The sequence below is a fragment of the Pseudomonas sp. SWRI22 genome (assembly GCF_014268395.2).
Classification (GTDB): domain Bacteria; phylum Pseudomonadota; class Gammaproteobacteria; order Pseudomonadales; family Pseudomonadaceae; genus Aquipseudomonas; species Aquipseudomonas paracarnis.
Map to the genome: position 1 here is coordinate 1,865,023 of NZ_JABWQK020000001.1, position 14,707 is coordinate 1,879,729.

The 14,707-nt window shown below is 60.8% G+C and carries 13 protein-coding genes; 2 read left to right on the forward strand and 11 right to left on the reverse strand.

What is annotated here, in order from left to right:
- Nucleotides 1-7 precede the first annotated feature (7 nt).
- Entirely contained in the window at nucleotides 8-280 is a 273-nt protein-coding gene (locus tag HU730_RS08180) for an HPr family phosphocarrier protein (protein ID WP_003188577.1), read from the forward strand.
- Between the two features lie 118 nt (nucleotides 281-398).
- Here the strand turns inward: HU730_RS08180 and HU730_RS08185 are convergent, their stop codons facing one another.
- From HU730_RS08185 to pmbA, 6 genes are all read right to left on the reverse strand, one after another.
- Entirely contained in the window at nucleotides 399-1,292 is an 894-nt protein-coding gene (locus tag HU730_RS08185) for a ZIP family metal transporter (RefSeq protein ID WP_186527575.1), read from the reverse strand.
- A 32-nt stretch (nucleotides 1,293-1,324) separates the two neighbouring features.
- Nucleotides 1,325-1,936: a superoxide dismutase gene (locus HU730_RS08190; RefSeq protein WP_034126308.1), complete on the reverse strand. Its 612-nt coding sequence runs from the start codon at nucleotides 1,934-1,936 to the stop codon at nucleotides 1,325-1,327.
- 1 nt (nucleotide 1,937) lies between these two features.
- Nucleotides 1,938-2,366: a hypothetical protein gene (locus HU730_RS08195; protein WP_034126307.1), complete on the reverse strand. Its 429-nt coding sequence runs from the start codon at nucleotides 2,364-2,366 to the stop codon at nucleotides 1,938-1,940.
- A 27-nt stretch (nucleotides 2,367-2,393) separates the two neighbouring features.
- Nucleotides 2,394-3,770: a class II fumarate hydratase gene (locus tag HU730_RS08200; RefSeq protein WP_186527576.1), complete on the reverse strand. Its 1,377-nt coding sequence runs from the start codon at nucleotides 3,768-3,770 to the stop codon at nucleotides 2,394-2,396.
- Nucleotides 3,763-4,158, reverse strand: a complete 396-nt coding sequence (locus HU730_RS08205; protein ID WP_003188570.1) for a hypothetical protein — start codon at nucleotides 4,156-4,158, stop codon at nucleotides 3,763-3,765. The genes HU730_RS08200 and HU730_RS08205 overlap by 8 nt, the downstream gene beginning before the upstream one ends.
- Before the next feature lie 146 nt (nucleotides 4,159-4,304).
- On the reverse strand, nucleotides 4,305-5,651 hold the full coding sequence (gene pmbA, locus HU730_RS08210) for a metalloprotease PmbA (protein ID WP_034126305.1): 1,347 nt from the start codon (nucleotides 5,649-5,651) through the stop codon (nucleotides 4,305-4,307).
- A gap of 108 nt (nucleotides 5,652-5,759) precedes the next feature.
- Between pmbA and yjgA the strand changes: the two genes are divergently transcribed.
- The gene (gene yjgA, locus HU730_RS08215; protein ID WP_003188568.1) at nucleotides 5,760-6,281 is read left to right on the forward strand and encodes a ribosome biogenesis factor YjgA; all 522 of its coding nucleotides are present in this window, start codon (nucleotides 5,760-5,762) and stop codon (nucleotides 6,279-6,281) included.
- Between the two features lie 45 nt (nucleotides 6,282-6,326).
- Here yjgA and tldD read toward each other — a convergent pair whose 3' ends face one another.
- The 5 genes from tldD to HU730_RS08240 form a co-directional block, all read right to left on the reverse strand.
- Nucleotides 6,327-7,769 carry a metalloprotease TldD gene (tldD, locus tag HU730_RS08220; RefSeq protein WP_034126304.1) on the reverse strand — a complete coding sequence of 481 codons (1,443 nt, stop codon included), beginning with the start codon at nucleotides 7,767-7,769 and terminating at the stop codon, nucleotides 6,327-6,329.
- A 16-nt stretch (nucleotides 7,770-7,785) separates the two neighbouring features.
- Nucleotides 7,786-8,634 (reverse strand): carbon-nitrogen hydrolase family protein, encoded by an 849-nt coding sequence (locus HU730_RS08225; RefSeq protein ID WP_034126303.1) that lies wholly within the window; start codon nucleotides 8,632-8,634, stop codon nucleotides 7,786-7,788.
- 48 nt (nucleotides 8,635-8,682) lie between these two features.
- Complete coding sequence (locus tag HU730_RS08230; protein ID WP_186527577.1) at nucleotides 8,683-12,498, reverse strand: YhdP family protein; 3,816 nt, start codon at nucleotides 12,496-12,498, stop codon at nucleotides 8,683-8,685.
- A gap of 78 nt (nucleotides 12,499-12,576) precedes the next feature.
- Nucleotides 12,577-14,034, reverse strand: coding sequence for a ribonuclease G (rng, locus tag HU730_RS08235; RefSeq protein WP_003188562.1), 1,458 nt, complete (start codon nucleotides 14,032-14,034; stop codon nucleotides 12,577-12,579).
- 70 nt (nucleotides 14,035-14,104) lie between these two features.
- Nucleotides 14,105-14,701 (reverse strand): Maf family protein, encoded by a 597-nt coding sequence (locus tag HU730_RS08240; RefSeq protein WP_054897022.1) that lies wholly within the window; start codon nucleotides 14,699-14,701, stop codon nucleotides 14,105-14,107.
- Nucleotides 14,702-14,707 lie beyond the last annotated feature (6 nt).

The window sequence follows — 14,707 nt, forward strand, 5'->3', positions numbered from 1 at the left end:
CTGCGCGATGCCTGCTCTGGAAATTGAAATCATCAACAAGCTGGGCCTGCACGCACGGGCGTCGGCTAAATTCGTCGGCGTGGCCGGCCAGTTCCCCTGCCAGATCCGTGCTGGGCGTACGCCAGAGTCCATGGTAGATGGCAAAAGCATCATGGCGATGATGATGTTGGCGGCCGGCAAAGGCACCAAAATTCATCTGAGCACCGAGGGCGAGCAAGAAGACGAAGCAATGGCCGCACTGGTCGAGTTGATCAACAACTACTTCGACGAAGGCGAATAATCCCTACTGTAGGAGCGAGCTTGCTCGCGAAAAACGTCAACGATAACGCGGGCATCCTGGTTTAACGCAGTGTTCTCAGGTTGCTCGCGAGCAAGCTCGCTCCCACATGGAACCACCCTCAGCCCAACGCCGTATCCATCACCATCATCACGCAAAACCCGAGGCACAGCCCAAGGCTGGCAAGCTTTTCATGGCCATTGCGGCGCGACTCGGGGATGACTTCATGAGTCACTACCAGCAACATTGCCCCGGCGGCCAGCGCCAAACCCAGCGGCAACAACACTTCGGCAAGGCTCACCAGCCATGCGCAGAGCACCGCAAATACCGGTTCAACCAAGCCCGATGCAGCGCCAATCAGGAAGGCTTTGATCCGCGACATTCCCGCCCCAGCCAATACCAACGCAATCACTAGCCCTTCAGGTACATCCTGCAAGGCAATGCCCATGGCGAGGCTGTCGGCATCCGCCATGCCTCCGCCCGCAGAAACACCTACAGCCATGCCTTCCGGGATGTTGTGCGCAATGATGGCAAACACGAATAACCAAATACGCGGCGGGATAACCGGTTTATCCGGTGTACCCACCAGCATTTCCGGGCTGGCGCCAGAAACCTTGCGATCTACGAGGTACAGGCCGAACGCCCCGAGCATGATGCCGAAGCTGATCAAGCCACCGGCACCCCAAGGTGAAAGCCCCAGGCTTTCAGCGGCGGCGATACCCGGCACGACCAGGGAAAAAGCGGTCGCCGCCAGCATCACACCGGCACCAAAGCCCAGCAGGGTATCGCTCAGCGCCATCGGCATGCGCCGAATCACCAACACCGGCACCGCGCCCAGCGCCGTGCCCAGCGCGCAGATCGCTCCACCCTGCAAAGCGCGCAGGATGCGCGCCTCCAGGTTCAACCAGTCCAGCCCATGGGCCACCAATAACGCAGTACCTGCCAATAGCAGCAGCGTGCCAAACGCATAACGAAACATTCGTACGCTACCGATCGCCAGTGTTTGAGTGCCCATAGTCGGCCTTAGATCTTGTTATGGAGTGAGTGTCAGGCCAAGGCCGCCTGATACCGCGCGGCAACTTCCGGCCAGTTGATGACGCTGTAAAATGCATTGATGTACTCAGGTCGTCGGTTTTGATATTGCAAGTAGTAGGCGTGCTCCCAAACGTCCAGGCCCAGGACCGGTGTATTGCCGCTCATCAGCGGGCTGTCCTGGTTGCCGCTGCTTTCCACCACCAGCGTTTTCTGTGGCGTGACACTCAACCAGGCCCAGCCGCTACCGAAACGCGTCAACGCCGCCTTGGTGAAGGCCTCCTTGAAGCTGTCGAAACCACCCAATTGCTCGTCGATAGCCTTGCCCAGCGCGCCCTCGGGTTTGCCGCCCCCTGTCGGTGACATGACCGCCCAGAACAACGAGTGGTTCGCATGCCCGCCTCCTTGGTTGACCACGGCAGCGCGTAATTTCTCCGGCAATGTTTCGACGCTGGACACCAGCTTCTCCACGGGCCAGCCGGCGAACTCAGTGCCCTCGACCGCGGCATTGAGGTTATTGATGTAGGTCTGGTGGTGTTTGGTGTAGTGAATTTCCATGGTTTGCGCGTCGATATGCGGCTCGAGGGCATCGTAGGCGTAAGGCAAGGCCGGCAAGGTATAGGTCATATCAATGTGCTCCATAATGGGACGTGGACGGTGGCGTCGCAGCACTTCCCAGCAGCCGATGAGTGCGTGGGTATTCGCCGTGATCGCTGATGAAATTCAGCAGCTCGACGTAGGTCTTGCTGCTCTGGCGCAACGCGGCCTCGCGCAGTGACGGGCTGAGGCGTGGGTCCTGCATGGTCTGCAAGAGGCGCTGATGGATAGCGCAGAGATATTCGGCGCTTTCCTCAGGCTGGTTCAGGCGCAAGTGCAGGTCCGCCAGGTTGTGATGGGAAATGACACAGGCCGCCACTGCTTCGTCAGCATCCGCCCAGCGTTCGAACAACACTTGGGCCAGGGCCAGGGCTTGCAGATAGGCCTCGCGAGCGTCAACCAACTCGCCTGCCATAAAGCAGCGATTGGCCCGTTCGATCGTGCGTTTCCAGTGCTCCATGGTGAGCCTCCAAAGCAGGGTCGTTGATTACACGCCGCCGGCGGTGAGCTTTTCCGGGTCCAGCAGGACTTCCAGTTGGCTGCGAGGCAGGTCGGTGTGTTCGAGGGCGACATCGATCACCGGGCGGCCTTGCTGATACGCCTTCTTGGCGATTTCAGCGGCTTTCTGGTAGCCGATGATCGGGTTAAGTGCGGTGACCAGAATCGGATTGCGCGACAGCGCTTCCTTGAGCTTGGGCTCATTGACCTTGAAGCTGGCAATGGCCTTGTCCGCCAGCAACCGGCTGGCATTGGCCAGCAGCTCCAGGCTGCTGAGCAGGTTTTGGGCAATGATCGGGAGCATCACATTCAGCTCGAAGTTGCCCGATTGGCCGGCCACCGTGATCACTGTGTCATTGCCAATGACCTGGGCGGCCACCATGGCGGTCGCTTCCGGAATGACCGGGTTGACCTTGCCCGGCATGATCGAAGAGCCTGGCTGCAGCGCCTCCAGTTCGATTTCACCCAGGCCGGCCAATGGCCCGGAGTTCATCCAGCGCAGGTCATTGGCGATCTTCATCAGCGACACCGCCGTGGCTTTCAACTGGCCAGAGACTGCAACGGCGGTGTCCTGGGAGCCAATCAGCGCGAACAGGTTCTTGCCGGGCGTGAATTTCACCCCGGCCAAAAGGCTCAGTTGCTGGCTGAAGCGCCTGGCAAACTCGGGGTGTGCGTTGACCCCGGTACCGACCGCCGTGCCGCCCTGAGCCAATGCTTGCAGCGCCGGTAGCAGGTCCTGCAAGTGACCGATATTGGCCTTGAGCTGCTGCGCCCAGCCGTTCAGCACCTGGCTCATGCGCACCGGCATGGCGTCCATCAAATGCGTGCGACCGGTCTTGATGAACGGGTGAACCGCCTCGGCTTTTTGCTCGATGACTTGCACCAGATGCAGCAGGGCCGGCAACGTTTGCTCGTGTAGCACCAACGCGGCACTGACGTGGATGGTGGTGGGGATGATGTCGTTGCTGCTCTGGCCGCAATTCACATGATCGTTGGGGTTGACCGCCTCGCCCAGCAAACGGCTGGCAAGGGTCGCGATCACTTCGTTGGCGTTCATGTTGGAACTGGTGCCGGAGCCGGTCTGGAAGATATCCACCGGGAAGTGCTGCATGTAGTCGCCTTCCAGCAAGCCTTGGGCGGCATCGACAATGGCCTTGCCCTGCCCTTCGCTGATTTGCTTGAGCTCGACGTTGACCTTGGCCGCGGCTGTCTTGGCCAGGATCAGGGCGCGGATGAATTGCGCCGGCATGGGTTGATGACTGATGGGAAAGTTGTTCACCGCACGCTGTGTTTGTGCGCCATACAAAGCTTCTTGCGGCACATGCAGTTCGCCCATGCTGTCGCGTTCGATACGGGGGTTACTCATCATTAGATCCTTGCACCAAGTCAGAAACGGAAATCGAAGGCAGTAATTCGCAGCTCGCCAATTGCCAGGCAAAGGTCTGCCAGCGCTTGAGGCGGCAGGCACAGTGGGAGAGTTTTTCCAGGTCGCGCAGTGGCCGCCAGGCTTGGTCCAGGCACAGGGAACGCCAATGCCAGGGCAATGCGACATCAGCGGCGGTGTCGATCAACAAACGAAATGAGGTTTCAGCGATCGTCCACGGATGGGTTGCGGTGCAACACGCCAGGTACCGACCTTCGTTCAGGTAGTGCTCAATCAGGCGGGGTTCATTGGGATCCAGGCCACAGCGAATCTGGCGGCTCATCCAACGCCAGCTTTCCAGATAGGGATCCTCATGCAGGACAGAACTCATGAGCCACACTCATTCGGTAATGATATTTATTATTAAATGATATTGAGAATCAAAACAAGAGAAGCCTATTAATCCTGCCGTGACAAGGCAATAAAAAAGGCGCGCCATCTTCGCGATGGCGCGCCTTTCAGGACGTGCGGGAGGAATTAGCTGCCAGCGACCGTCATGCGTTCGATAAGCACCGAACCCGTGCGAATATTGCTGCGCAGTTCCAGGTCGTTACCCACGGCAACGATCTGCTTGAACATATCGCGCATATTGCCGGCGATGGTCACTTCCTGGACGGCGAACTGAATCTCGCCATTCTCCACCCAGAAGCCCGCCGCACCCCGCGAGTAGTCACCGGTGACCATGTTCAGGCCATGGCCCATCAATTCAGTCACCAGCAACCCGCGCCCCATCCGCCGCAACAACGCCGCCTGGTCTTCATCACCGTGGGTCACGAACAGGTTATGCACACCGCCTGCGTTAGCGGTGCTTGGCAGGCCCAGCTTGCGGCCGGCATAAGTACCCAGCACATAGGACACCAGCTCACCCTTCTCGACAAACGGCTTGGCATAGGTCGCCAGGCCATCGCCGTCGAACGACGAACTGCCCATCGCGCGCATCAGATGCGGGCGCTCGTCAATGGTCAGCCACTCAGGGAACAGTTTCTGACCGATGGCGCCTTCCAGGAACGAAGACTTGCGATACAGGTTGCCACCGGAAATCGCGCCCAGGAAGCTGCCGAATAAACCACCGGCCAGCTCTGCGGAAAACAGCACAGGCACTTCGCAGGTCGGCACCGGGCGCGCGCCCAGGCGGCTCGCGGCCCGTTGCGCCGCACGCTGGCCAATGCTTGCAGGGTCGGCCAGTAAATCGCCTTGGCGGTTTACGTCGTACCAGTAATCACGCTGCATCTGCCCGTTGGCTTCGGCAATCATCACGCAACTGAGGCTGTGGCGCGTGGAGGCATAACCACCGATAAAGCCATGGCTGTTGCCGTAGACGCGGCAACCCTGATGGGTGCTCAAGGTGGTGCCATCCGCATTCTTGATGCGGGCATCGGCATCGAAGGCTGCCGCTTCGCAGGTCAGCGCCAGCTCGATGGCTTGCTCAGGGGTGATATCCCAGGCATGGAACAGGTCGAAATCCTGCACATCCTTGGCCATCAGCGCCTTGTCGGCCAGGCCCGAGCTTTCATCCTCGGACGTGTGCTTGGCAATCGCCAGTGCTGCGGCGACGGTCTCGCGAATCGCCTCCGGACCACTGGCCGAGGTGCTGGCCGAGCCTTTGCGCTGGCCCGCATACAAGGTGATGCCAAACCCTTGGTCGCGATTGAATTCAACCGTTTCCACTTCACGCTGGCGCACCGAAGTCGACAACCCTTGCTCCAGCGACACCGCCACTTCACAGGCGCTGGCCCCCTGGCGCTTGGCTTCGGCAAGGATCTGCTCGACTTGTTCCTGCAGTGCCGGTAACGCTTGTGGACCGACGCTTTGGGCTGCACTCATGGTTTTCTCCACTCAAATTCTGCTTTCGGTAATGGCCATCGAGCGACCGGGCCGGACAAGCGGCCCCCGACTGGTTATCATGGCGGCGTTTCTTTGCGGACTGCCACCATGGTTGATTCTTACGACGACTCCCTCGATGGGGAGAAAAGCAAAACCCAGGTCAAACGTGAGCTGCATGCTCTGGTTGACCTTGGCGAGCGCCTTACAACGCTCAAAAAGGATTTGGTTGCCAAACTGCCACTGACCGACGAAATGCGTCGGGCCCTGGCCGATGCGCCCAAGCACACCGCGAATATCGCGCGTAAACGGCACATCTCGTTTATCGGCAAACTGATGCGCGACCAAGACATTGACGCCATTCTGACTTTGCTCGATCAAACCGATGCCTCCACTCGCCAGTACAACGAACGCTTCCACAACCTGGAACGTTGGCGTGACCGCCTGATCTCGGGCGATGACGCGGTGCTGGAGAAATTCGTACTGGACTATCCGGACGCGGACCGCCAGCAATTGCGCTCCCTGATCCGTCAGGCCCAGCACGAGCTGGCGCATAACAAGGCGCCGGCCACCAGCCGTAAAATCTTCAAGTACATCCGTGAGCTGGACGAGACTCAACGCGGTCTGCGCTGATCCTCTTCCCCGGGTGGCGGTCTTCGCCACCCGAAGCTCCGGCTCCTACGATCCCGTGCCACCCACGGTAATCGCATCAATTTTCAAAGTTGGCTGGCCGACACCTACCGGCACCGACTGCCCATCCTTGCCGCACGTGCCCACGCCGCTGTCCAGCGACAGGTCGTTACCGACCATCGACACCTTGCTCATGGCTTCCGGCCCGTTACCAATCAGCGTCGCCCCTTTGACCGGCGCGGTAATCTTGCCGTCTTCGATCAGGTACGCCTCGCTGGTGGAGAACACGAACTTGCCGCTGGTGATATCCACCTGGCCGCCGCCGAGGTTGGCGCAGTAGATACCGCGTTTTACCGAGGCAATGATTTCTGCCGGATCGCTTTGACCACCGAGCATGTAGGTGTTGGTCATGCGCGGCATCGGTAGATGCGCATAGGACTCACGACGGCCGTTACCGGTGCGCGCCACGCCCATCAGGCGGGCGTTGAGCTTGTCTTGCATGTAGCCCTTGAGCACGCCGTTCTCGATCAGGGTGGTGCATTCGGTCGGCGTGCCTTCGTCATCGACGCTCAGCGAACCACGGCGGCCGGCCAGGGTGCCGTCATCGACAATTGTGCACAGCTTGGACGCAACCATTTCGCCCATGCGCCCGCTGTAGGCGGAACTGCCCTTGCGGTTGAAATCGCCTTCCAGGCCATGGCCCACGGCTTCGTGGAGCAACACGCCAGACCAACCCGAACCCAGCACCACCGGCAAGGTGCCGGCCGGCGCGGGAATCGCTTCCAGGTTGACCAATGCCTGGCGCAGCGCCTCACGGGCATAGCCCATGGCACGGTCGTCAGCAAGGAAATAACGGTAGTCGGTGCGTCCGCCGCCGCCATGACCACCGCGCTCGCGGCGCCCGTTCTGTTCGACGATCACACTCACATTGAAACGCACCAGCGGCCGTACATCCGCCGCCAGCCCACCGTCGGTGGACGCCACGAGGATGCGCTCCCACACGCCAGCCATGCTCACGGTCACTTGCTGGATACGCGGGTCCAAGGCACGGGTAGCAGCGTCGATACGCTTGAGCAGCTCTACCTTTTCCGCACGACTGATCACTTCCAAGGGGTTATCCGGCGCATACAACTGCGCCACGTCCTGGGTACTGAACGCCTGCACCGTGCCATTCTGCCCGGCACGGGAGATCGAACGGGCGGCACGCGCCGCCAGGCCCAGGGCCTCCAGGGTGATCGCATTACTGTAGGCAAAGCCGGTCTTCTCACCCGATTGCGCGCGGACGCCTACGCCCTGGTCAAGGTTGAAACTGCCTTCCTTGACGATCCCATCTTCCAACGCCCAGGACTCGGAAATCTGCCCCTGGAAATACAGGTCAGCCGCATCGATACCCGGCCCGGCCAGATCGCCGAGCACGGCTTGCAGGCTTTCGATGGTCACGCCACCGGGTGCCAGGAGGTGATCACTGACTGAGGACAACAACTCGCTCATAGGTTTGGCCTTAAATTCATCGTTCTGAAGCAGGCCGCTGCGCGCCCTGCGAGAAAAAGCGCCGGTGATTGGCCACCGGCATGCGCGTCCGTATCGACGCCTGTTCACTGCTATCGCGTTCGGCCAGTAACACCGCTTCGCCTTGATCCTGTTGCGCCAGCACTCGGCCCCAAGGGTCGACAATCGCCGCATGGCCAAACGTTTCCCGTGGGCCTGGGTGCACACCGCCCTGGGCGGCTGCCAGCAGGTAGCACTGGGTTTCGATGGCACGTGCGCGAATCAGCACATCCCAGTGTGCAGCCCCGGTCACCGCCGTGAAGGCCGAGGGCGCGGTAATCAGTTCAGCCCCCGCCGCACGTAACTCGCTGTACAGCTCGGGGAAACGCAGGTCGTAACACACCGTCAACCCCACACGGCCCACCGGCGTATCCGCCACCACCACATGGTTACCGAAAGCATAGTCGTCAGATTCGCGATAACGACCGCGAGCATCCGCCACGTCCACATCAAACAGATGGAGTTTGTCGTAGCGAGCGACGATTTCACCCTGATCATTGATCAGCAGCGAGCAAGCATTGGGTTTGGCGTGGGGCTGGTCCTTGGGCGGCAGCGGCAATGTGCCGGCCACTATCCATAAGGTGAGGTCGCGGGCGGCCTGTTTCAACCAGGGCAGCACAGGCCCTTGGCCCAACGCCTCGGCGCGGCCAATGTCGGCCAAGTCGCGGCGGCCCATGGCGGCGAAATTCTCTGGCAGCACCGCGAGTTTCGCACCATCGGCCGCCGCCTGCTCCAGCAGGCGACGCGCCTGGGCGAGGTTGGCCAGCACGTCACTCTGGCTGACCATTTGAATTACCGCAAAGGACATGGGCCGACACTCCAGACAGGGCATGGGGCCATGCTACTCCACAGGCTCTCAGTTTGGCTTTTCAAATGGCTTGTCGAAGGTGATTTTTGGATCCTTCCAGGGGCCTTGCACCTTGTATTGCACACTGGCGAAGCGCGAAACCCGGTCACCGATCAGCTTGTCGATCAAAAACAGCGCACCACCAATGGCCGGCGCACCGACAATCAGCGCCGCAATCGGCAGGTTGTTGGTCACAGGCAAGGTGACCAGCAATTTGGCGTCGACGCGATCGGCCACCAGATCCAGGGTGCCGTTAAGCTCCAAGTTGGTGGAAGGCCCGGTCATGGTGATGGGCTCGCGGGTCACGAACACGCCATTACTGGCGGCCAACAAGCCTTTGACCCGGTCGTAGCTCAAGCCCTTGCCGAACAAGTCGGAAAAGTCCAAACGCAAACGCCGGCCAATGGAGTTGAAGTTAAGCAGGCCAAACACTCGCAATGCCTGGGCACCGCCCTCCACTTCGACGAACTGACCTTTACGGAACGCGGCATCCAGACTGCCGGAAAACCGCTTGGGCCCGACCCAGGCCGGCGACCCCGGCCAGCGGCCATCCACGTCCAGATGAAAGTCTTCGCTGGTCACCGTAGGCGCAAAACCCCAGCCCTTGAGCACGTCGGCAATGTTGCGCCCATCGAGGCGGCCCTTGTACCAACTGCTGCTGGCGCCTGGCGCACCTTCCCAACCCCCGGCGCCCTTGAGCAGCATGCCCTTGAGGCCAAGGTCGAGGTTATTGAAGGCCAGCCCTTTGGCGGTGGGGCGGATCCTCAGCGACCAGGCCCCGATCAGGTCCGAGCCCTGGAACAGCTGGTCGACGGCAATATCCAGCGCCGGAATGCTTTTTGGGTCGATATCGGCCAGCGGGTCCGGCGCGTTTTCGTCCGCCTGCGCGGTCGGGTCTGGCGCAGGCAATTTCACATACTTGAGGTTGACCGCAATCGGCGCGCCTTTGGCGTCCGGCAGGTTCACCGCGCCCTTGGCTTGCTGGCTATCGAGTTGCAGGCCCCAGGCCGCTGGTTTGCGATCGAGCTGCAAGCTGACCTGATCAAACTGGGTACCAAACCCGGTCAGTTTGCCCACCTTGAAGTCCGCACCGCTGAGCAGCTGCTTGGCATTGCCACCTGGATCATTGCCCGCGTAGCGATCCACAAGTTTCTTCCAGGGATCGATATCCAGTTCCGACAGCACGCCACGAATGCGCAGGCCCTTGGCACCGGGCAACATGGCATCACCGTCGCCGAGGAACAGTTCGCCGCGGCCATCATTGAACTTGTCCGGCGGCGCGGCAAAAGTGAAATTCGCCAACTCGCCGTAATCAAACCAGTAACGGCGCTCAGCACCCTGCAAGGTCATGCGAAAGGTGCTGTCACGCCCCTGGCTGGCGGGCATGCCGAACGGTGCCGGCAGGTCCACCGCGACACCCTTGAGGTTGGAGTTGACCATCAACTGGCTGTCCGCGCCGTCCAGGATCACTTGCAACTGGTACGGAATATCGCCGGAGACCGGCAACGGCTGGCTGATTTTCAACCAGTCCGTAAGGCGCTTGACGGTGACCTGGCCATTGGCAGTCACCCGCGTGCTGATATTGCCCGGTTTGCCTTCGGCAAAGATCTGCGCCGTGATGGGGCGGTCGAACGCCTGGGCCGAGATCTTCTGCCCGCTCAGGCCCTTGGCGCTGTCGAAGCGAAAATCACCCTTGAGCTGGGTCAGGTCCAGCGGCGGCTCGGCCAATTGCAGGCGCGCCTTGTCGGTCTTGAAGTCCACCACGATCTTGGGCTCAGTGCCTTTGGCCAGCGGTACGTCCAGGTCCAGGCCACCTTGCAGGTCGCCCTCGCCTTTCCAGCCGGCAAACGTAGACGCCGTGCCGATAGGGGCTTCTTGAAGGATCTTCAGGCCGTCGCCCAAGCCGCCGGAGAACCCGCCCGTGAGCAGCAGATGACTGTCCCCGCCCGCTGGGGCGTGGGGGATATTGACGTAGACATCCTTGACCTGGGTGTCGAGCAACTGGCCCTTGCTCGCCAGAATGCGTACGCCGCTCTCCTCGACAAACACTTCGCCATTGACCTTGTTCACATGAGGCCAGCCCGGCTGGAAGGCGAGCTCGGCATCATGCACCTTGAAGAACAGGCTGATATTGCGCGACGCAGGCAGCGCATTGTGGCTGAGCGAGCCCTGGTACTGGAAGAAGCCTTCGTCCACCGCGCCCTTTAGGATCGCCGTGCGCAGCCATTCATCCAGCGCCGGGCTCAACACGGCCGGTAGGTACTTCGGGGTGAAACGGCCATCGCCATCGACCATGCCGACCCGCAGGTCCATGTAGTCTTCCTGGCTGTGGTCGAAATGCAGACGAATCAGGAAGTCCGCCGCCACCTTGCCTTCCTCGCCCAGGACCTTGATATACGGGGCGATCAGGGTGAAGCCTTGCTTGTCCAACTTCCAGGTCAGGCGCGCATTGGCCTGGATGTACTGCCACGGCTTGGCGAAGATCGGATACAGATGCAAGGAAAAGTCCTTGCTGTCCATGCGCAACTCACCTTGGCCCAGGTCGCCACTGATGCTGCCGGACACATTGCGTGCGGCCGGCGCGCCAAAGTAGGCATCGAAGCCGACACGCTCCAGGTTGGCGGCAAAACTGAGTTTGCGATCGGTGGTGTCTTGCGGTCGGAAGTCCACCAGCACATTGCGTAACAGGCCAGTGGCTTTGAGGTGTTCGACGGCCTTGGCGAAACCGTCCGGCAGCGGCGCCAAGGCGTTGAGCAACGGGGTAATGGGGGTCAGGTCGAGGCGGTCGGCCTGCAATTTCCACACTTCCTGTTCCTTGTCGGTCGCCAGGCTTTGCTGCAATTGCAGGCGCGACTCCCAGCGGGTTTCGCCAATGTTCATCGCCAGGGAATCAAACAGCACCTTGAGGCCAGTGTCACTGCGCTGCAGGTAGGCGGTCAGGGCCAGGTTTTCGAGGTGTACCGGCTTACGGTCGGCATAGCTGCCCTTCACTTGGGGCGAATTGAGGCGCACGGCAGCGCTTTGCACCGTACCTTTGGCCCAACTGAGCCAAAACTCGCCGCCAGCCTTCAATTGCGTCAGCTTCCATTGCTGGGTCAGTTTGGCGGGAATCCACTTGGCCCAGTCGCTCTGCGGCAGGCTCAGGTAGGCATCGACCTCAGCGTCTTGCCACTGGCTGGCACGAATGCGGCTACGCAGGCTGACCGCCAACGGTTGGCCATCGGGCAATGTCAGGCGAGCGTCCAGACGCTGCTGGCTCATGCCGGTATGCAGGCTCAGGCCCACATAGGTCACGGTCACTGGTGCCTGGTCGAAGGGTTGCAGGGTCACCTGGCTGTCCAGCACCGACACGCGCTTGACCATTTGCATGCGCGTCAGCAGTTGTTGCGGGTCCAACGGCTGGTCGTCCTGCACCGGCAAGCCTTGCAGGGTCCAGCGGCCGTCCTGGTCTTCCTTGACACTCAGTTGCAAGCCACTGACTTGCAGATGGGCGATACGCACTTCGCGGGCCAACAGGCTGGCCCACATATCCGGCACCACTTCCACCTGGTCCAGGCGCAAGGCACTGCTGCCCTCGCCCACCATGACGTCATGGGCCAGCAATACCGGGGCAAACCCGCTCCAGCGGCCTTCAAGGCTGCCGATATGCAGCGGCGTATCCAGCGCAGCCTGGGCCTTGGCCTCGACTTCGGCGCGGTATTCGGCCACCAGCGGGGTAAGTTCGCGCCCCAGGCTCACGTACACCGCCGCCAATACCAGCAACAACGCACACAGGCCCAGGCCCCAACGGGTCAAAGCGGCAAAAAAGCGTATCAGACGCTCCATGTCAGGCGACCCTCAAAAAACAGTTAGCGGACGGCAGATCAAGGTCTGCCGGTCTCGAAGAAAGTGCACAGTTGGGGATCAGAGCAACACCACGTCGTATTGTTCCTGGGAATACATGGTTTCGACCTGGAAGCGAATGGTGCGACCGATAAAACTTTCCAGTTCGGCGACGTTACCGGACTCTTCGTCCAGCAGGCGATCCACCACCTTCTGATTGGCAAGCACTCTATAACCTTCGGCCTGATAGGCGCGTGCCTCCCGCAGGATCTCACGGAAAATCTCGTAGCAAACCGTTTCCGGGGTCTTCAGTTTGCCGCGCCCCTGGCAACTGCTGCACGGCTCGCACAGTACCTGTTCCAGGCTCTCACGCGTGCGCTTGCGGGTCATCTGCACCAGGCCCAACTCGGTGATGCCGATGATGTTGGTCTTGGCGTGATCGCGCTCCAGTTGTTTTTCAAGCGTACGCAGCACCTGGCGCTGGTGCTCTTCATCTTCCATGTCGATGAAGTCGATGATGATGATGCCGCCCAGGTTACGCAGGCGCAGTTGACGAGCGATGGCCGTGGCCGCTTCGAGGTTGGTCTTGAAGATCGTCTCTTCAAGGTTGCGATGGCCCACGAAGGCACCGGTGTTGACGTCGATGGTGGTCATGGCTTCTGCCGGGTCCACCACCAGGTAGCCGCCGGACTTGAGTGGCACCTTGCGCTCCAGGGCTTTCTGGATTTCGTCTTCGACGCCATACAGGTCGAATATCGGCCGCTCGCCGGGGTAGTGTTCCAGGCGATCGGCGATTTCTGGCATCAACTCAGCGACAAATTGCGTGGTGCGCTGGAAGGTTTCCCGCGAGTCGATGCGAATTTTCTCGATCTTCGGGCTGACCAGGTCGCGCAGCGTGCGCAGCGCCAGGCCAAGGTCTTCATAAATGACGCTGGGCGCGCCAATGGTCTTGATCTGCGCGTCGATTTGGTCCCACAAGCGCCGCAGGTAGCGAATATCCATGAGGATCTCGTCAGCGCCCGCGCCTTCTGCGGCGGTGCGCAGGATAAACCCGCCCGCTTCCTTGATGCCCTCGGCGGCGACGCAGTCGCTGACCACCTTCTTCAGACGCTCGCGCTCGGCTTCATCTTCGATCTTCAAGGAAATGCCCACATGGGCGGTGCGCGGCATGTACACCAGGTAGCGCGAGGGAATCGACAGCTGGGTGGTCAAGCGGGCGCCCTTGGAACCGATGGGGTCCTTGGTGACTTGCACCACCAGGCTCTGGCCCTCGTGCACCAGAGCGCTGATGCTTTCCACCGCAGGGCCCTCGCGCAAGGAAATTTCCGAGGCATGGATAAACGCTGCACGGTCCAGGCCGATGTCGACGAAGGCCGCCTGCATGCCCGGCAATACGCGCACCACCTTGCCTTTGTAGATATTGCCGACGATCCCGCGCTTCTGGGTGCGCTCGACATGCACTTCTTGCAGAACACCGTTCTCTACCACCGCCACGCGCGATTCCATCGGCGTGATATTGATCAGAATCTCTTCACTCATGGCTGGGTCTCGTTCAGGCGTTTTCACAATAGTGACCGTTCGCTTAAGGCTTGGCGCTGGAATACGGCGTTCAGCACACGGTAAGGTTTTGCCAACAGGGTATGCCGAATTGGGCGAGCAGTTGCGCGGTTTCGCAGACTGGCAGGCCCACCACGGCGGAATAACTGCCATTCAGCCCGGCCACAAACACCGAGCCCAGCCCTTGGATAGCATAGCCGCCGGCCTTGTCCTGCGGTTCGCCACTGTGCCAGTAGGTGGTAGCCTCCCGCACAGAAACCTCGCGGAAACGTACACGGCTGCTGACACATCGGGTTTCACATTGCTGGCCGTCGGTCAGGGCGATGGCGGTGAGCACTTCATGCTCGCGGCCGGAAAGGGCCATCAGCATGGCCAGTGCATCAGCCTGGTCCACCGGCTTGCCCAGGATCCGCCCATCGACAATCACCGCCGTGTCGGCCCCCAGTACGCAGGTGCCCGAGGTGTGGCCAAGCGCGACAAAACCTGCCGTCGCCTTGCCCCGCGCAAGGCGCTCGACATAGGCAACGGCAGGTTCGTCGTTCAGGGGAGTTTCATCAATAGCGGCGCTGACCAGGGTGAAGGGCACACCGATCTGGGCCAGCAGTTCACGTCGCCGCGGGGAGCCCGAGGCCAGATAAAGCGAATTCATTGCAGA